This window comes from Planococcus sp. 1R117A, assembly GCF_051417975.1.
Lineage (GTDB): Bacteria > Bacillota > Bacilli > Bacillales_A > Planococcaceae > Planococcus > Planococcus shenhongbingii.
Map to the genome: position 1 here is coordinate 472,968 of NZ_JBPRLO010000002.1, position 19,055 is coordinate 492,022.

The window sequence follows — 19,055 nt, forward strand, 5'->3', positions numbered from 1 at the left end:
AAATTCCTCCTTTAACTATGAATCGCTTTGCCGTCAACCGCCAACGCCGCTTCGCCCATCACTTCTGAAAGTGTCGGGTGCGGATGGATCGTATCGGCGATTTCCCACGGAGTAGCGTCTAAAACCATGGCAAGCCCCGCTTCTGAAATCATATCAGTCACGTGCGGGCCAATCATATGGACTCCGAGAATATCATTTGTTTCTGTATCAGCGACAATTTTCACAAAGCCGTCAGATTCTCCGTAAACAAGTGCTTTGCCGATTGCTTTGAAAGAGAACTTGCCGACTTTGACGTCGAAGCCTTTGTCTTTTGCCTGCTGTTCGGTGATGCCGACGCTTGCCGCTTCCGGACTGGAATAAATGCAGCGCGACACCAAGTCATAATTTATGGCGTGCGGATTATTGCCTTTGATATGCTCAACGGCTGTAATTCCTTCATGGGAAGCGACGTGCGCCAATTGCAGCCCGCCGATCACATCGCCAATCGCATAAATATGGGATTCTTTCGTCTGGAATGAATTTTTCACTTGAATAAATCCTTTATCGACAATGATGTCCGTATTTTCCAAGCCGATGTTTTCAATATTAGCCTGGCGCCCAACCGAAACCAGCATTTTCTCAGCGCTGAAAGTTTCAGTGCCTTCTTTGAGTTCCGCCTGGATGGTCACGCCATTGTCGCCAGTTTCGAGTGTGTCCGACAAAACTTTTGCGCTTACGGCGAATTTAATGCCTTTTTTCGTCAGCAATTTCTGCATTTCTTTTGAAACGTCTTTGTCTTCAGTCGGAATGATGCGATCTGCATATTCAATCACGGTCACATCTACCCCGAAATCATTGAGCATGGATGCCCATTCAATTCCGATGACGCCACCGCCGACAATTAAAATCGACTTTGGAAGTTCTTCCATTTGTAGCGCTTCGTCTGAACTCATGACCAAATTGCCGTCAATTGTCAAACCTGGCAACGTTCGCGGACGTGAACCTGTAGCGATAATGACGTTATGCGGAATCAGCATTTCGTTTTCTTCCCCGTTGGTCATTTCCACAGATACCGTTCCGGCATTTGGCGAAAAAATGGAAGGGCCAAGAATGCGGCCGATTCCGTCATAAACATCAATCTTGCCTTTTTTCATCAACCCTTGGACACCAGCGTGCAATTGATCCACAATGCTTTGTTTCCGCTGCTGCACACGTGAGAAATCCAAAGAAACTTCTCCTGTATTGACTCCGAAATCAGCTGCATGATTTTTAGTGGTTGAGTATACTTCCGCGCTGCGCAGCAATGCTTTGCTTGGAATGCAGCCTTTGTGGAGACAAGTGCCTCCGAGTTTGCCTTTTTCGACGATAGCTGTTTTTAAACCGAGTTGAGCAGAACGGATTGCGGCCACATAGCCGCCCGTTCCGCCTCCGATAATGACTACATCATAATTTTGTGCCATAAATGAAGACGACCTCCTTTAATCATTTCCCTGCTGAATAGGTCTTCGCTTGCTCTTCTTTATTCAATACCCGGACGGCTCCTTCTGCCAAAGCCTGCAGCTCGTTTTCCCCTGGCATAACGGCCACATCCGCAATCCAGTTGACGCGGTCTGTGATCGCTTTGACAAAGTCTTTGCCGTAAGCTAAGCCGCCAGTCAAAATGATGGCATCGACTTTTCCTTTTAATACGGTACTGGCCGAACCAATTTCACGTGCCACTTGATAAGCCATTGCATCATAAATGCTTTCAGCTTCCAAATCGCCTTTTTGGATCCGCTTTTCCACTTTAACCGCATCGTTTGTTCCTAAATACCCGACCAATCCGCCTTGCCCCACGAGCATCTTCATAATTTCATGGCGATAATATTGCCCCGAAAAACATAATTCAACCAAATCTCCGGCTGGTACAGTGCCGGCCCGTTCAGGACTGAATGGCCCGTCTCCATGCAGGCCATTATTGACCTCCACCACTCGGCCATTCAAATGCACACCTACTGTAATACCGCCACCCATATGCGTCACAATCAAGCGCATGTCTTCATACGTCCGCCCCAATTCTTTGGCATACCGGCGCGCTACAGCTTTTTGGTTCAATGCATGGAAAATCGATTTGCGTTCAATCAGCGAAAAACCGGAAATTCGGGCGATCGGATCAAGTTCATCCACTACAACGGGATCGACGATAAACGACGGAATGTTCAAGGCTTCTGCAATTTCGTAAGCAAGTATGCCGCCTAAATTAGAAGCATGCTGCCCTAAAATCCCTTTTCTTAAATCCTCGAGCATCGCCTGGTCCACAGCATATGTACCGCCTTCAATCGGACGCAGCAGCCCGCCTCTTCCACATACGGCAGAAAGATTTGAAACATTCATGCCTTCTTCATCCAGCGCCTCCAGAATCGTCTGTTTGCGGAAGCTGTATTGGTCGATGATGGAAGAAAATCCGGCTAACGATTCCGATGAATGGCGGATGGTCTTTTCCATAATCAGGATATCGTTGTCAAAAACGCCAATTTTAGTCGAAGTTGAACCTGGGTTGATGACCAAAATGCGATGCAGCTGTTCTTGCACAGCGATCCCTCCGTTCTTTCTAAAGTCCATTTAAGGTTTTCTATAGTGCCTATTTTATTTACGTTTGCGCTTGTAGAGGCTTTACGGGCGCTTGCGCTTTTCAGTGTCCAGCTGCAGCGCCTAGTCCCTCGGGGTCTTAAGTCAGCGCACCTGTACGGCAAAAACACGCCGTTTCGGTGATCTGCCTTAAGCCTGTCGGGACTGGACAGGCGCTTCCGCTTTTCTCATTGTCCAGCTGCAGCGACCAGATTCTCGGGTCATAAGCCACTCCAGCTGTGCGGCTGAAAACATGCCGCTTCGCCGGATCGTCTTATGTCTGTCGAATCTTAACGGCCGCTTCCGCTTTTCTCATTGTCCAGCTTCTGCGCCCAGCCCCTCGAGGTCGCTTCGGACTTCCCGATAATGGCAAAGTACGCCATTCCCGGAAACCCCTCCAGCGCTTGTCGGGGCTTTACGGGCGCACCAGCTTTTCTTACTAGCGGCAAAAAGCGCCGCTTCGCCTCTTTGTCTGTTGACTGTCGAAGCTAACCGGCTCTTTCCATATTTCTTTAGAATCTTCTGCTTAAGATATTGTGCTCGTTGCGCATGAACTGGCTGCGTGATTTGCTTACGCGTTCAATGCGTTCTTCAGCCATGCGGTCTGCTGCCTGGTAGCTAGGAATGCCGTCCCGCTTGGAAATTGCGAAGATTTTCGAAATGCTGTCATAGATTGTTTCAACGCGTTTCATCGCGCGTTCGTTATTGTAGCCGTACAATTCATCTGCCACGTTGATAACGCCGCCTGAGTTAATGACAAAATCCGGCGCATAGACGATGCCGCGAGCTTCAAGTTCATCACCATGGCGTTCTTCTTTTAATTGGTTGTTTGCTGAACCGGCTACCGCTTTTACTTTCAATTGTGGAATCGTGTCATCGTTGATGATGGCACCCATCGCACATGGAGCAAAAATATCGGCTTCTTGTGAATAAATCTCATTCGGTTCAACAGCTGTCGCTCCGAAGTCATTTACTGCGCGCTGTACTGCTTCTTGGTTAATATCAGAGACGATCAATTTAGCGCCTTCTTCGTGAAGGTGTTTGCATAATGTATAAGCCACGTTTCCTACGCCTTGGACAGCAATTGTTTTTCCTTCAAGTGAATCGTCGCCGAACGCTTCTAGTGCAGCGGCTTTCATGCCGATGTATACGCCGTAAGCTGTTACAGGAGAAGGGTTGCCTGAAGAACCGAACGCTGGGGAGATGCCTGTGACAAAGTCAGTTTCTTCATGGATCAAGTCCATATCGGCAACAGTCGTCCCTACATCTTCCGCTGTGATATAACGGCCGTTCAAGCCCTGGATAAAGCGGCCGAATGCACGGAACATTTCTTCGTTTTTGTCTTTTAGCGGATCACCGATAATAACAGTCTTGCCGCCGCCAAGGTTAAGCCCAGCTGCTGCGTTTTTATAAGTCATTCCGCGGCCAAGGCGGATTGCATCTTCGATTGCTTCTTCTTCCGTCGCATAATTCCACATGCGAGTACCGCCAAGTGCCGGTCCAAGAGTTGTGTCGTGAATGCAAATAATTGCTTTAAGCCCTGAAGTTTTATCTTGGCAAAATACCAATTGCTCATAATCGTGCTGTTCCATTTTTTCAAAAATACCCATTGTCATTTCCTCCTAGTATGTTCCGTTAAATGTTGGACGAGCGAAGTGCGAGTGCCAGTGAATTCAATTTGCTTTCAGCGCTGTCTGCACGGGATGTCAATACAATCGGCGCTTTTGCACCGGCTATGATGCCTCCCACTTTCGCTTTTGAAAAATACACTAATGATTTGTACAGGATGTTGCCAGCTTCGATATTGGGCACCAGCAAAATATCCGCCTTGCCTGCGGTTTCGCCCGTAATGCCTTTATGCTTTGCAGCAGTCGGGGAAATGGCATTGTCGAGCGCAAGCGGCCCATCGATGATGCAATCGGTAATTTGGCCGCGCTTGTTCATCGCCGTTAAAGCAGCGGCGTCCAGCGTCGCTTGCATTGCTGGATTTATGACTTCAACTGCGGCCAGTGGTGCCACAATGGGCAATTGGACGCCAGTAGAGCGGGCGATTTGAACGGCATTTTGTATAATTTGTGCTTTTTGCTGCAAATCAGGATCGATGTTCATCCCGGCATCCGTAATGAAAATCAGGCGGTCAAAGCCTTCAATTTCAAAAGCTGCCACGTGGGATAATACATTGCCGGTCCGCAAGCCAAAATCTGGATTTAACACCGCTTTTAATAGTACGGCTGTCGGTATATGGCCTTTCATCAAAACACTGGAGTCGTTCATATAAACCGATTTGACCGCTTCTTTGGCTGCCTGGGCAGCCCCTTTGACATGAAAGATTAATAATTTCGGATGATTAATGAGATTCGGAAAGCTTGTGCTGATCATTTGTTTCAGCTTCGCTTCATCGTCATATAGCCTGAAACTGGCCAAATTCCGCTCGATTGCCAAACTGACGGCTTCAAGCACTTCTAAATCGGCTGCGGCAGCTACAGCAACGGCATTGTCTGCTTCAATAGAAATTTCATCCATTAGTTCAGCTAAAGTGGCCATTATTGTCACCCCATTCCCTTTTAATTAAAACAGATAAACCCGCAATATATAAGGCTTGTAAGCGCTTTATTGATGTTTCCGGCCGAAATACTTTGCAAATTCTTGCAAAACCCTGCAAGAATTTGCAAAACCCTATGAAAGGCCATACTTTTCTAATTTGTAATAAAGCGTCCGGAGTGAAATTTCTAGTTGTTTTGCGGTTTTGGATTTATTGCCTTTAAATTGTGTCAGTGCATGGTGAAGAATCTTGCGCTCAATTGTATCCAGCTGCTCCTGCAGCGGCACTGATGACTCAAAAGTGACTTCCTGCTTGGCTTCTGCCGCTTTGATCATATTTAACGGAATATGTTCTTCGGTCAGGACTTTATCATTCATTTGCATGAAAATCATTGCCCGGCTCAAGACATTTTCAAGTTCCCGGACATTGCCGGGCCAATCGTAGACCCGCAATAATTGCAAGGCTTTGTCGGTCACCGTTTCTATATTCCGGCCGTATTCCTGATTCAATTTCAATAATAAGCGGTCGACGATTCTTGGAATGTCCTGCTTTCGCTTGCGTAGCGGCGGGATAAGAATCGGCATCCGGTTCAGCCGGTAATACAAATCTTCCCGGAAGCTCCCTTCAAGCAATGCTTTTTCCATATTGGCATTGGTGGAAGCAATAACACGCACATTGATGGGTATCGGAGTCGATCCGCCGATCCGCAGGGTTTCATGTTCTTGAAGGACACGCAGCAGTTTGCTTTGGATCATCGGAGACAGCTCGCCGATTTCATCCAGGAAAATGCTTCCGTTGTTCGCTTCTTCAAACAAACCCCTTTTTTCACCGCTTTTGATGCCTGGCAATGCCCCTTCTTCGTAGCCGAACAGCTCGCTGTCGAGCAATTCCTCAGTCAGCGCGGCACAGTTCACCCGCACGAATTTATTGTATTTCCGAACGCTGGCGCTATGGATGGCATGGGCAAAAAGTTCTTTCCCTGTCCCTGATTCCCCGCGCAGCAAAACCGTCACGAGCGTCTGAGCGGCCAGTTTCGCCTGTTGCAGGCTGAGCTGCATTTCCGAGCTCAAGCCGATAATGTCATCAAAAGTATATTTCGATTCCAAGGTCCGGATAATGCTCCGGGCACGGTCCAATTCTTTCATCAATGAACGGATTTCCGTGGTGTCATGGATGACTCCGACACTGCCTTTTAATTTATTGTCGACAATGATCGGCGCAACATTGACGATGACTTCACGGCTTGCCGGCCCTACTTTCAAGTTTACGCCCCGGTAGGGCTTGCGCGTTTGAAGAGCCTTCAAGTGCATGCTTTCCCCTTCGGAAATATCCGCTGAAGCCGGCATGCCAATGACGTCTTCCATTTGAAGGCCGGTAATCCGTGTGTAAGCGGGATTCACCAAAAGCCCGTTGCCCTTTTCATCAACCACCGAAATGGCATCGTCGCTCGATTGGATAATCGCCTGTAGCATGGTCTGCACTTCTTTCAAATCGGTGATTTGCTCGGCAAGCGATACCACTTCCGTGATGTCTTTAAAAACGGCAAATGCGCCGATCGTTTCACCGTGCTCATCAACCATCGGAAAACGGGACGTAACTATTTTCGAGCCATTCGGCAAAATCAATTCCTGATTCAATTCCGTTCTGCCGGTTTCATAAATGCGCGGCAATTCACTGGCAGTGATATATTCATGGATCGGCCTGCCGATGGTCGTCTCCGCTTCAACTTCCAGCATCCGGGCGGCGCTTTTATTGATGAAGTTGATATGCCCTTTCTGGTTGATGCCAACCATGCCTTCTTCCACCGAATTAAAAATGATGTTCTGCTTATGGCTTTCTTCCCTCAACAAAGAAATGAAATGTTGTTTCTCCGTCATTAATCTGACCAGGACATTAGCGATGCTGCCTGGGATAATGACGGTTTTTTTCGGAAAATGAATCGGGAGCTCCTGCTGCACTCTTTCGCTGCCTGACACATTGACCACCATATCCACTTTGTCTTTATTAAATTCTTTGAAGTCCGGAGAAACCGGGATGCCAAACTTTTTTGCTTTCTGAACCGCCGGAGCCTCCAAATTAATATCCGCAACCCCATAGACGTTCAAGTATTCGGATTCCATCAGCATTTGCAGAATAACGGAACCGCCGGCTCCGCCGCCTATAATCAGTACATTTTGCAATTCGCTTCATACCTTTCGAAAATTATGTGCAAATTTTTGCAGTTGTCTTCACTAGCGTACCTGAGGATAAGATTCTTGACAACTATAAATGAATTAGAAACAATAGAGATGAAGGAGTGGAAGCATGGGACGTTTAATCGCATTTATCATTTTGCTGATCCCTGGTATCATGGCTGCGTACGGCATTAAATTGATGCGCGATACCTTATTCAATAAATTATTGGAGCCTTATCCGGCTTTATGGATTCAATTCACTTTAGGGACCATTTTCGTGGTGTTAGGCATCGGATTTTTCGCTGGATTCCTGTTGAACCGGGACCGCAAAAAAGGAACGGTTTCAAAGCGATTCCAAAAATAAAGAGAAGTTTAATCGCGGCATAAAAAATTGCGTCTACCTGTCAGAAGGTAGACGCAATTTTTTTGTGATCCGCTCTGGATAATCGGTGATGATTCCTTTTAATTCAGGGGCTATTTTTTTCATAGCGGCTTCCGAACCGATAATGTTATAAATCCGGATATTTTTTTTCATCTCTTGAAGCGCTTCAAGAAATGACAAGGAATACAATCGCCGATGAAGATGGATGCTGTCAATCCATTTCATTTTCCGGATGGCTTCCAGCGGAATGCTTTTTTTGATAATCAACGCCATTTCCCTGGTCGGCATAAGCTGCTTCATTTCTTTCAGCAAATGGGGATTAAAAGAAGATACATGGAAATTTTCTAACCCTTCCAGCATGGAAGCTAAAATTTTGGGTCCTTCCGGATGTGCGCTGAATGAATTTTTCATTTCAATATTCAAAGGCACCTGTTTTTCTTTTGCCCATTGAAATACTTCGTAAGCCAGCGGGATTTGAGCATCTGAAAAACGCCGCGACCATCGTTTCCCGATCTTCAACTCTTTCAGTTCTTCATATAAAATGTTTTCGATTTTATACTTTTTGCCACCGAGCCGCTTTAAATTGTCATCATGAAAAACCACCACGACACCATCTTTGGTGATTTGCACATCCAATTCAATGCCCACATTAAATTCGCAGGCTTTGTAAAAAGCATTCCACGTATTTTCAAGGGCATACTTAGAAGCTCCCCGGTGAGCGTATACTGTCACTTCCTGCAATTTTCTCATCTTCTTTCCTTTATAAAGATGCAGTTCAGTTGTCATAATTCAGTGAAACCCAAATTTTTTATAAAATAAAAAAAGCCAGGCAGCAATACACCCGGCCCTCTATTCAATTGATTAGTCAAAAAACACATTATGCTCGACCGTATCCTCGTTTGTCCAAGTTACGACAGTCCCAGGAGCCACGGTTAGCTCAGCTTCGCCAAAAGCAAAATCCGCCATTTCCACTGCTGCTTCTCCGCTAATCGATGCGCCTTCTTCCACTACCACTTTCATGGTCATATTCGGATGCGGTTCACAATGAATCGGGAACTCCCCGACTTCATTAAAGACAAAACTGGTCGTTTCGCCTTTAGCCAATAGTGGAGAAGCTTCTCCGCTTGCCGCTTCCGGTGGTTCAGCTGGATCAACGGAAGAAGATTCCGGTTCATCTTCTGCCGCTTTTCCGTCTGCATCATGATCACCTTTGTCCATTTCATGATCCGCTACATCGGTTGTTTCTTCTGCAGGCTGTGCTTCTTCTTGTCCACATGCTCCCAAAAACAATATGCCTCCCACAACAAGTGCGCTCCATCTTTTGTACATGTAAATCTCATCCCTTCTTGTTTTTATCAATACGAAGAAACAACAGGGTAATTTACATTAAAATGCCGGGCTGCATGCAACTGGTGAATGGGTGATAGCAGCTGTTTGTCAGTTGCATGGCAAGGATTCTTTACTGTTTATTATAATTTAGATTCGATTCGAATGCTATCGGCAACCATCGCGATAAACTGAGAATTGGTCGGTTTCGATGCCAAATGCTCTTCGCTGTAGCCGAAAAGTTTGGAAATGTGCTGGATTTCATTGCGGTTCCAGACCACTTCAATGGCATGGCGAATCGAACGCTCGACTCGAGCCGGCGTGGAATCGAGATTTTTGGCGATGCCAGGATACAGCTCTTTCGTGACTTTGTTTAATATATCCGGATTTTTCAGCACCAACGAAACGGCTTCTTTTAAATAAGTATAGCCTTTGATATGCGGTGGAACCCCTATTTCTTTAATAAGACTGGTAATTAGTTCATCGAGTGCAGCTTCTTCGTTTTTCGGTTTCTTGCCGTCTTTTCGGTTTTGCATTATATGATTGATCTGGACAGCCAGCCGCGCGGTTTCAAAAGGTTTCATAATGAAATACGAAGCGCCGTACTGGGCCGCCTGGCTCATAATTGATTCCTGTCCGAAAGCGGAAAGCATAATGACGTCTATTCCGCGTAAATTCTCATCTTCTTTAATGGCATCCAAAACGGCAATGCCATCTAAATAAGGCATGATGATATCGAGGACGAGTACATCCACTTGATGTTGTTTCAGCATCTCGATACATGTTTTGCCATTATAAGCGACAGCGACAATTTCCATATTCGATTGGCCGCTTAAATAATCACTCATGAGCCTGACCAATTCGCGATTATCGTCTGCGATTGCAATTTTTATCTTATCCATCAACTTTCTCCCCCTGTTGACCGCTTGTTGCAAATTTACCTCATCGTCAGTTTTCTGTCGCGTGCCAGCGTCAGCAATTCTTCGGCATGTTGCAATGTCAATTCTGTAATTTCTGCTCCAGACAGCATTCTGCTCATTTCTTCTGTACGTTCAGTGCCATCCAGTTCATGGACGGTCGTTATGGTGCGCTGATTTTCCACATTCTTTTCGATGAATAAATGCTGGTCTGCCATGGCCGCAACTTGCGGCAAATGGGAAATGCACAGCACTTGCGAATGGACGGAAATAGCGGCGATTTTTTCCGCAATCGCCTGGGCCACCCGGCCGCTGACGCCCGTATCCACTTCGTCGAATATAATGGAAGTAATGCCTTGGTGTTTTGAAAAAATCGTTTTTAACGCCAGCATCATTCTGGAAAGCTCTCCGCCTGATGCCACTTTTGTCAGTGGTTTCAGCGGTTCTCCAAGGTTGGTTGAAATATAAAAAGCAATTGCATCGCGGCCATTCCGGTCGAAGCGCCCATTTGGCAATGCACTGAAATTCACTTCGAAAGACGCTTTCCCCATATGCAGCGCCTGCAACTGTTCCATAATGGCTTCGCCTAAATCCTTCGCGGCTTTCTTTCTTAACAGCGTCAATTCTTCCGCTTCCACGCGAAGGTCTTCCGTAAGTTCCTTGAGTTTCGCTTGGTCAAGCTGCAAACGCTGATCCCGATTAATCAAGCGGTCGAGCTCGTCCACTTGCGTTTCATGATAAAGCAAAATGTCTTCGACAGAAGCCCCGTATTTTCTTTTTAACGATTGAAGAAGCGCCAGACGCTGCTCGATTTCGTTCAGCCTTGCCGGATCGAATTCCATATCATCTATTATACGCTTGATTTCGCCAGAAACATCCTGAATCTGATAAAAAGCCCCGGAAAGTATTTCGGAGTGGCTGCTGAATTCCTCATCCACCGAAGCCGCATGCTCTAATTCTGACATCGCAGAACCCAGCCAGTCGAGGCCTTTCGACTCTCCTTGAATCGCTTCATGCGCGGCGGACACCGACTCATAGATTTTATTAAAATTCTGAAGTTTTTTGCGTTCTTGCAGCAGCTCTTCTTCTTCTCCCGCCACCAGATCAGCAGCTTCAATTTCCCGCAGCTGAAACGTCAAAAGGTCAATCCGCTGGGCAATCTGCTGCTCGTTTTCATTATATGAGGCAAATTCACGCTTCAGTTTCATGTACTTATCATAGGTATGAAGATAGCTTTCTTTCGCTTTGGCAATCGACTTTCCAGCAAATTGGTCCAGCAAATACACATGCTGTTTTTCATCCATCAATTCCTGTGTTTCGTGTTGGCCGTGAATATCGATCAAAGCAGCGCCGACTTCGCGCAGGATCGAAATCGTCACCAGTTTCCCATTGATGCGGCAGACATTTTTCCCCTTGTCGTTCAGTTCCCGGCGCAGCAAAATATCACCGTCACTGGCGTCAATACCGAATTCCTCTAGTTTTCGAAACACCGGATGCTGCATAGTTTCCAAGGAGAAAAGCCCTTCAATTTCCGCTCTTTTAGCGCCGTGGCGTATAAATTCTTGGCTCCCACGTCCTCCGGCCAATAAATGCACCGCATCTATGATAATGGATTTCCCGGCACCCGTTTCCCCGGTCAACACGGTCAATCCTTCTGTAAAACTGACTGAGAGTGCATCAATAATGGCAAAATTGCGTATATCCAATTCCCGAAGCATACCCATCCACCTCTTTTTATAGCATTTCGATCAATCGTTGTTTCAATACTTCCCGCTGTTCTGTGTCACGGCAAATGATTAAGCAGGTATCGTCCCCGCAAATCGTTCCAAGGATTTCTTCCCAGTCCAAATGGTCGATCAAAGAACCGATGGCGTGGGCATTTCCCGGCAATGTCTTCATAATTAAAAAGTGGCTGGCTCCGTCAATGCTGACGAATGCATCGGTCAAGGCCCGGTGCAGCTTTTGCATCGGATTGAAGCGCTGATCAGCCGGTAAACTGTATTTATAACGTCCATCCTGCAAAGGCACTTTCACCAAATGCAATTCTTTTATATCACGCGACACAGTAGCTTGTGTAACTTCGTAGCCGGCAGATTTCAATAAATCCACGAGTTCATCTTGTGTTTCAATTTCCCGGTTGGAAATCAAATCACGAATTTTTATATGGCGTTGACCTTTGTTCACTTTTAGTCCTCCTAGAATGAATAATTATTCTATATATTTAATATCGTACCTTTAAATAGGACTAAAAACAAGCGATGAAAGCGGGCACACCCATCCAGTCCTGCAAGCAACGTAAACCTTGCAGCTATTGGAAACCTTGAAGCAGGCTAATGTCCTAAACGCGCCGGTCAAGGCCGAAAAAGAAAACACATTCCTTGTGGAATGTGTTTATAATTTTTCATGTGCCGTTTTCACTGTTTCTGCTATCTGCTCTGCCGAAAGAGGCATGATTTCTTCGCTTTCATGGGCAGATTGCAAATGAAATAAAAACTCGATATTGCCTTCTCCTCCGGTAATGGGGGAAAAAGACATATTTTTCAAATGGAAGCCGGCATCAACAGCGAAGCCTCCGACTTTGGCAAGCACTTCCCGATGGATTTTCGGGTCTCTGACGATGCCTTTTTTCCCTACGGACTCCCGCCCTGCTTCAAACTGCGGTTTTACTAAAGCAATCACATCGCCGCCAGGCATTAAAATCTGTTTTAAGACCGGCAGGATGATGCGAAGCGAAATAAAACTGACGTCAATCGTGGCAAATTCAGGCAGTCCTTCTGTAAAATCTTCCGGTTTGGAATGCCGGAAGTTTGTGCGTTCCATAACGGTGACGCGCTCATCTTGCCGGATTTTCCAAGCCAGCTGATTGTACCCAACGTCAAGTGCATAACAATGTTTTGCGCCGTTTTGAAGTGCACAATCCGTAAATCCTCCGGTTGAAGAACCGATATCGAGCATTAGCTTGCCTTCGACTGACAAGTCAAATTCCGCCAATGCTTTTTCCAGCTTCAATCCACCGCGGCTTACATACTTCAAGTCGTTGCCTTTCATTTGAAGCGGAGCATCTTCTAGGATCTTTTCGCCTGGCCGATCCATGCGCACTTCATTGGAGTAGATGATGCCTGCCATAATAGCCCGTTTTGCTTTTTCGCGTGTTTCACAAATTCCGCGCTCTACTAACAGGATATCTACCCGTTCTTTTTTCGGTTTGTTCATCATACAGTCGTTTCCGCTTTAGTAGCCGGTTTCACACGCTTTTTCACCACACGCACCACTTCATCGCTATTCAAATGGATTTCATCCATAAGTTCGGCAACGTCGCCATGCTCGATAAACTGATCCGGGATTCCTAACCGGTCGATCACAGCGCCGCGGTATTGGTTTTCTTCAGCAAATTCCAATACACTGCTGCCGAAACCGCCTTGCAGAACCGCTTCTTCAATGGTGACAATTGGAATATTGCGTTCAAAGATTTGATGAAGCATATTAACATCCATCGGTTTAATGAATCGGGCATTGACCACTTCGGCATGGATCCCTTCTTCAAGCAGCTGTTCCGCAGCATGAAGGGCCATCGGAATGGTCGTTCCGAATGTCAAAATCACCGCATCCGTTCCTTTTTGGAGCACTTCCCACGAGCCGATCGGCAAAGCTTTCAGTTCTTCATCCATCGGTACGCCTAACCCGTTTCCTCGCGGGTAGCGAAGTGCAATCGGACCGCCGTTGTAATCAATCGCCGTCTTGACCATATGCTGGCCTTCGTTTTCATCTTTAGGCATCATAATGACCATATTCGGCAAATTCCGGAGAAACGCGATATCAAACACACCTTGATGGGTTTCGCCATCCGCTCCGACAAGGCCTGCCCGGTCAATGCCGATAAAGACATTCAGATTCTGGCGGCAAATATCATGGACCACTTGGTCATAGGCCCGCTGAAGGAAAGTCGAGTAAATCGCTAAAAATGGTTTCATGTCCTGAGTGGCAAGCCCGGCTGCCATCGTAGCGGCATGCTGCTCCGCAATCCCGACATCGTAGAATCGGTCTGGGAATTCTGAAGCGAACCCGACCAATTTTGAACCAACCGGCATTGCCGGCGTGATTGCGACGATGCGTTCATCGGTCCGCGCAAGTTTCCGTACGGTCTCAGCGACCAATCCGCTCCAGGAAGGTGCGGTGTTAGACGATTTAACCAAATCGCCTGTCTCCATTTTATAAGGGCCGGTTCCGTGCCAAGTGCCGACTGTGTCGTTTTCAGCAGGCAAAAAGCCTTTTCCTTTTTTCGTGATGACATGCAGCAAGACCGGACCTTCGGTTTTTTTGGCATAACGAAGATTGTCTTCCAATTCCTCTAAATCATGTCCGTCGATCGGGCCGAGATAAGTGAATCCGAGTTCTTCAAAGAACATGCCGGAAACCACCAAGTATTTGAGGCTGTCTTTCAAGCGTTCGGCGGTGGAGGCTAAGCGCCCACCGACTGCCGGAATTTTCTTCAGCAAATACTCCAGATCGTCTTTCACTTTATTGTATTTGCCGGCTGTACGCATTCTGCCAAGCATGCTATGCATGGCCCCGACGTTTGGAGCAATCGACATTTCGTTATCATTTAGAATGACGATCATATTGGTTTTTTCATGGCCGATGTGGTTAAGGGCTTCAAAAGCCATTCCGCCCGTCAGCGCGCCGTCACCGATAATCGGAATTACGTGGTTGTCTGCTTTTTTGATGTCGCGTGCAGCTGCCATCCCCATTGCCGCGGACAATGAAGTTGAACTATGCCCGGTTTCCCAAACATCGTGGTCGCTTTCATTGCGTTTCGGGAAACCGCATAAACCTTTGAACTGGCGCAGCGTATCAAACTGGCTGGCACGGCCCGTCAAAATTTTATGCACATAAGACTGGTGTCCCACATCCCAGATGAATTTATCGGCAGGACTGTCAAAGACCTTGTGCAAAGCAAGTGTCAATTCAACAACACCAAGGTTCGGTCCAATATGGCCGCCTGTCCGAGAGAGGTTTTCTATTAAAAATTGCCGGATATCTTCACTTAATCGAACGAGCTGTTTATTGTCCAGCTCTTTTAAGAAAGATGGACTAGTAATCGTATGCAGATCCATTCCATCACACACCTTTTTTAAATTTTTCCATAAAATAGCCTGTTTCCATTATAGCAATCTCTCTCCAATGTACAAATTCGAGAGACGAAATTCAGCTTTTTCTTTTCACGATCAACGCCGTCAATTCTTTCAAAAGCGGTTTTTCGCCTTCGAGCAGTTTGATGGCATCGAGTGCTTCTGCCGCATGATAATCCAATTTTTCTTTTGCTTTTGGCAACGTCAACAAGCTGGGATACGTGCTTTTCTCGCTTGTTTCGTCTTTTCCTGCTGTTTTCCCCAGCTCCTCGGATGTTCCTGTGACATCGAGAATATCGTCTTGAATCTGGAACGCGAGGCCAAGATGTTCCCCGAATTTGCTGAGTGCCAGCATTTCTTTAGGCGTCGCTTTCCCTAAAATTGCTCCCGCCAGAATGCTGTAAGTCAATAAGGCGCCCGTTTTCAAACGGTGGACTTGTTCCAGTTCTTCCAGTGATAATCTCTTCTCTTCACCTTCAATGTCCAGCACTTGACCGCCGACCATGCCTTCTGCGCCAGACGCCACACTCATCAAGTCAATAAGGCGGACTTTGTCATCGCTTGATACATGCTGCAGCCTTGCCACGATGCCGAAGCTATAAGTCAATAGCGCATCTCCTGCCAGAATGGCCACTGCTTCGCCGAAAACTTTATGGTTCGTTGGCATACCGCGCCGCAAATCGTCATTGTCCATGCTCGGCAAATCATCATGGATCAGTGAATACGTATGGATCATTTCAATCGCTGCAGCCACTTTTAATGCTTCCGGATGGTCGCCGTCCAGTTCATGAAGAACGGCCAGCATTAAAATAGGACGGATTCTTTTTCCGCCTGCTTGAAGGGAATAATCCATCGATTCTTTTAATGAAACCGGAATAGCCAGGGACTGGATCAAATCGGATAACTCTTTTTGGATTAATGGTTCATAATGTGCTTGGAATTGGGTTAAGTTCATTTCGCTGTACCATCCGTTTCTATGTCCACTGACACTTCTTTTCCATCTTTCATCATCGTCACCAATTGTTTTTCCGCATTTTGCAGTTTGTCATGGCAGACTTTCGAAAGTTCCATTCCTTTTTGATATAAAGTCAGCGCTTCTTCGAGCGGCACATCACCTTGCTCTAATTGACGCACGATCTCTTCCAGTTGTTCCATCGCTTGATTGAACATGATCTCTTTTTCAGCCATTTCAATTGTCTCCTTTGTTTGTTAAAATGCGTTCCGTTACGGTTGCTGACAAACGCCCATCTTTCATCGCAATCGTCAGCTTTTCGCCTTCTTCAATTTGTGCCACACTTTTTACAACTTGGCTGTCTTTATATGCAATTGTATAGCCGCGGTCCATGATTTTCAACGGGCTTAAGGCATCGAGTGTCCGCATCGCTGATGATAATTGCTGGGACCGGTTTTTCAAGGACTGGCTAATCAGGTCATCGAGGCGCTTTTGCAGATGCTCAAGTTCAACTGAAGATTGTTTGATTGAATTAATCGGACTCCGGCTGGCCAGTTGCTTTTCCATATTGGCATGCCGTTCTCTGGAGCGTCTGTAATTCTGTATCACTTCGCGCTGCAAAGAATCCGTGGCCCGTTCGACCCGTTCGATAAATGGCCGGTAAAGCCGCTCAGGATAAGCAAACGGCATAGAAGACGTTACTCGGTTTAAAGCTGTCTTGTCTTTAATAATCGTATTTGAAGCCATGCGGTACATGGCTGTCCGGTAACTCAGCAAACGTTCCAGCAATTCCGCCTTGCTCGGTACAGCGAGTTCCGCTGCCGCCGTCGGTGTTGCTGCCCGCAAATCCGCTACAAAATCAGCGATGGTCGTATCGGTTTCATGGCCAACGGCAGAAATGACCGGAATACGCGACTGGAAAATCGCCCGTGCGACCGCTTCTTCGTTGAAAGCCCATAAATCTTCGATCGAGCCGCCTCCGCGTCCGACAATCATGACATCATAATCAGACTTGTTGGCGGCTTGGATTGACTGAACAATCGATTGGACCGCCTGCGCCCCTTGCACAAGCGTCGGGTAAATAACGATTTTCGCCAGAGGATAACGGCGATGGAGTGTAATGCAAATATCGCGTACAGCCGCTCCCGTTGGCGCTGTCACCACGGCGATTTTACGCGGAAAACGAGGAAAAGGCTTTTTATGGACAGCATTAAACAGGCCTTCTGCCGCCAGCTTTTCTTTCAGCTGTTCAAAAGCCAGGTAATAGTCGCCGATGCCGTCAGCCTGCATCGACTGGGCATAAAGCTGGTATTGGCCGGATGCTTCGTAAACGGTGACGTCACCGCGGATCAGCACGGTCATTCCGCTTTCCGGTTTGAATTTCACAGTCCGCGCATTAGCCGAGAACATCACAGCCGGCAACCGGGCCGAGTTGTCTTTCAATGTGAAATAAATATGGCCGCTCGTATGGATCTTGACATTCGACAATTCCCCTTTGACGTAGACATCCCGCAAATGTGGATCAGCATCGAATTTCTTTTTTATGTATTTGGTTAACGCTTTAACGGATAAATACGGGTCGGTAGCCAACATTTCAACCCCAATCTTGAAAATTAAAAAGCTGTCTTTCTTTCGAAAAACAGCCTCTTTTCTACTTATTTTACATGGTTTCTATGTTTTTGTCTTTCAACAACCCATTTTCAGCCGACTGGACGGTATTCTCCATCAGCATGGCAATCGTCATGGGCCCAACGCCTCCGGGCACCGGTGTCAGGAAAGAAGCCGTTTCCTGGACATCCGCAAAATCCACATCACCGCATAATTTGCCGTTTTCGTCACGGTTCATGCCGACATCTATCACTACAGCTCCCGGCTTAACAAAGCTGTGGTCAATTAATTTGGCTTTGCCGATTGCTGAAACCAAAATATCCGCTTGTCTTGTAAAAGAGGCCAAGTCGGCTGTTTTGGAATGGCAATACGTGACGGTTGCATCTTGCTGCAGCATCAATTGGCCAATCGGTTTGCCCACAATATTGCTGCGTCCGATGACCACTGTATGTTTGCCAGCTGGGTTGATGCCATAATACTCAAGCAATTTCATGATGCCATGAGGCGTACAAGGCAAAAAGGCTTCTTTGCCGATCACCATATTGCCGACGGAAACCGGATGGAAGCCATCCACGTCTTTCGTCGGATCGATTGCTTGGATCACTTTAAACTCGTCGATTTGTTTTGGCAAAGGCAGCTGCACCAAAATGCCGTGGATATTCGGGTCTTTGTTCAAATCATCAATGACGGAAAGCAGTTCTGCTTCCTCCAGCGTATCCGGAAATTGATGCAAATCCGAACGCATTCCCAGAGATTCACATGTTTTTTTCTTGTTTTTGACATATGTATGGGAAGCCGAATCTTCACCGACCAACACAACGGCCAACCCCGGAACGATTCCATGTTCTTTCAGTTTTTCCACTCGCATCTTTACTTGCTCTTTAATATTAAGGCTTACTGCTTTTCCATCAATAGTTTTCGCAGTCATTAAAATTCCTCCAATTTAGTTTGCTAGTTCGTCGGTGAATTTAGACAATACGCCGTTCACAAATCGGCTTGACTTGTCATCTCCAAAAGTTTTGCTGAGTTCAATCGCTTCGTTCATAATAACGCTGGCGGGTGCGTCTTCGATAAAGGCCAGTTCAAATACAGCCATACGCAGAATCGTCCGTTCCACTTTCGGCAAACGTTCAAGTGACCAGTTTTCCAGATGCCCTTTCAACTTTTCATCAATTGCCGCCAAATTGGCATGAGTTCCTTCTACCAGCAATTCATAGAAATTATCCCGCTCTAGCCCCATTACATGTTCACTGGCTTCTGTAATGGTCAGCTCCGTTCCATCAACCTGAAATAAGGTCTGGAGCGCCTTTTCGCGTGCTTCATGTCGTTTCATATAATATCCGGTCTCCTTTTCGTACTAATTATCACTCATTATACAGGTAATACACGCGAACTTCCATGTTTGAAATGTTTAGATAATTTATGCAACCGAAGTGGTT

General features: G+C 46.5%; 18 protein-coding genes. 1 reads left to right on the forward strand and 17 read right to left on the reverse strand.

The genetic code is table 11. From position 1 onward, the window contains the following. Window positions 1-11: 11 nt before the first annotated feature. The 5 genes from lpdA to ACSFXN_RS07795 form a co-directional block, all read right to left on the reverse strand. A complete protein-coding gene (gene lpdA / locus ACSFXN_RS07775; RefSeq protein ID WP_437149591.1) occupies window positions 12-1,439 on the reverse strand; it encodes a dihydrolipoyl dehydrogenase in 1,428 nt (475 codons plus the stop codon). Between the two features lie 22 nt (window positions 1,440-1,461). Then, window positions 1,462-2,550: a butyrate kinase gene (gene buk / locus ACSFXN_RS07780; RefSeq protein ID WP_437149592.1), complete on the reverse strand. Its 1,089-nt coding sequence runs from the start codon at window positions 2,548-2,550 to the stop codon at window positions 1,462-1,464. 548 nt (window positions 2,551-3,098) lie between these two features. Then, window positions 3,099-4,202, reverse strand: a complete 1,104-nt coding sequence (locus tag ACSFXN_RS07785) for a Leu/Phe/Val dehydrogenase (RefSeq protein WP_300992748.1) — start codon at window positions 4,200-4,202, stop codon at window positions 3,099-3,101. A gap of 19 nt (window positions 4,203-4,221) precedes the next feature. After that, window positions 4,222-5,130 (reverse strand): phosphate butyryltransferase, encoded by a 909-nt coding sequence (gene yqiS / locus ACSFXN_RS07790; RefSeq protein WP_437149593.1) that lies wholly within the window; start codon window positions 5,128-5,130, stop codon window positions 4,222-4,224. A 132-nt stretch (window positions 5,131-5,262) separates the two neighbouring features. Then, window positions 5,263-7,308, reverse strand: a complete 2,046-nt coding sequence (locus tag ACSFXN_RS07795) for a sigma 54-interacting transcriptional regulator (RefSeq protein ID WP_437149594.1) — start codon at window positions 7,306-7,308, stop codon at window positions 5,263-5,265. A gap of 124 nt (window positions 7,309-7,432) precedes the next feature. On the opposite strand from ACSFXN_RS07795, the gene ACSFXN_RS07800 reads away from it, so the two are divergent. Continuing rightward, window positions 7,433-7,666, forward strand: coding sequence for a DUF2627 domain-containing protein (locus tag ACSFXN_RS07800; protein ID WP_300992743.1), 234 nt, complete (start codon window positions 7,433-7,435; stop codon window positions 7,664-7,666). A gap of 33 nt (window positions 7,667-7,699) precedes the next feature. Here the strand turns inward: ACSFXN_RS07800 and ACSFXN_RS07805 are convergent, their stop codons facing one another. The 12 genes from ACSFXN_RS07805 to nusB all read right to left on the reverse strand — a co-directional run bounded on the left by ACSFXN_RS07805 (window position 7,700) and on the right by nusB (window position 18,949). Beyond that, the gene (locus ACSFXN_RS07805; RefSeq protein ID WP_437149595.1) at window positions 7,700-8,434 is read right to left on the reverse strand and encodes a glycerophosphodiester phosphodiesterase; all 735 of its coding nucleotides are present in this window, start codon (window positions 8,432-8,434) and stop codon (window positions 7,700-7,702) included. 111 nt (window positions 8,435-8,545) lie between these two features. Further along, window positions 8,546-9,013, reverse strand: a complete 468-nt coding sequence (locus tag ACSFXN_RS07810; protein WP_437149596.1) for a cupredoxin domain-containing protein — start codon at window positions 9,011-9,013, stop codon at window positions 8,546-8,548. A gap of 140 nt (window positions 9,014-9,153) precedes the next feature. Beyond that, entirely contained in the window at window positions 9,154-9,912 is a 759-nt protein-coding gene (gene spo0A / locus ACSFXN_RS07815) for a sporulation transcription factor Spo0A (protein ID WP_437149597.1), read from the reverse strand. A gap of 35 nt (window positions 9,913-9,947) precedes the next feature. Next, complete coding sequence (gene recN, locus ACSFXN_RS07820; RefSeq protein ID WP_437149598.1) at window positions 9,948-11,645, reverse strand: DNA repair protein RecN; 1,698 nt, start codon at window positions 11,643-11,645, stop codon at window positions 9,948-9,950. Window positions 11,646-11,661: 16 nt separating this feature from the next. Continuing rightward, entirely contained in the window at window positions 11,662-12,111 is a 450-nt protein-coding gene (gene ahrC / locus ACSFXN_RS07825) for a transcriptional regulator AhrC/ArgR (protein ID WP_036809248.1), read from the reverse strand. 207 nt (window positions 12,112-12,318) lie between these two features. Continuing rightward, a complete protein-coding gene (locus ACSFXN_RS07830) occupies window positions 12,319-13,140 on the reverse strand; it encodes a TlyA family RNA methyltransferase (protein ID WP_437149910.1) in 822 nt (273 codons plus the stop codon). Further along, a complete protein-coding gene (gene dxs, locus ACSFXN_RS07835; RefSeq protein ID WP_437149599.1) occupies window positions 13,140-15,041 on the reverse strand; it encodes a 1-deoxy-D-xylulose-5-phosphate synthase in 1,902 nt (633 codons plus the stop codon). The genes ACSFXN_RS07830 and dxs overlap by 1 nt, the downstream gene beginning before the upstream one ends. Before the next feature lie 91 nt (window positions 15,042-15,132). Beyond that, window positions 15,133-16,011: a polyprenyl synthetase family protein gene (locus ACSFXN_RS07840; RefSeq protein ID WP_437149600.1), complete on the reverse strand. Its 879-nt coding sequence runs from the start codon at window positions 16,009-16,011 to the stop codon at window positions 15,133-15,135. Then, window positions 16,008-16,244: an exodeoxyribonuclease VII small subunit gene (gene xseB, locus ACSFXN_RS07845; protein WP_300992730.1), complete on the reverse strand. Its 237-nt coding sequence runs from the start codon at window positions 16,242-16,244 to the stop codon at window positions 16,008-16,010. The genes ACSFXN_RS07840 and xseB overlap by 4 nt, the downstream gene beginning before the upstream one ends. Window position 16,245: 1 nt before the next feature. Continuing rightward, the gene (xseA, locus tag ACSFXN_RS07850; RefSeq protein WP_437149911.1) at window positions 16,246-17,598 is read right to left on the reverse strand and encodes an exodeoxyribonuclease VII large subunit; all 1,353 of its coding nucleotides are present in this window, start codon (window positions 17,596-17,598) and stop codon (window positions 16,246-16,248) included. A 70-nt stretch (window positions 17,599-17,668) separates the two neighbouring features. Beyond that, on the reverse strand, window positions 17,669-18,544 hold the full coding sequence (gene folD, locus ACSFXN_RS07855; protein WP_437149601.1) for a bifunctional methylenetetrahydrofolate dehydrogenase/methenyltetrahydrofolate cyclohydrolase FolD: 876 nt from the start codon (window positions 18,542-18,544) through the stop codon (window positions 17,669-17,671). A 15-nt stretch (window positions 18,545-18,559) separates the two neighbouring features. Beyond that, a complete protein-coding gene (gene nusB, locus ACSFXN_RS07860; protein WP_437149602.1) occupies window positions 18,560-18,949 on the reverse strand; it encodes a transcription antitermination factor NusB in 390 nt (129 codons plus the stop codon). Between the last annotated feature and the right edge of the window lie 106 nt (window positions 18,950-19,055).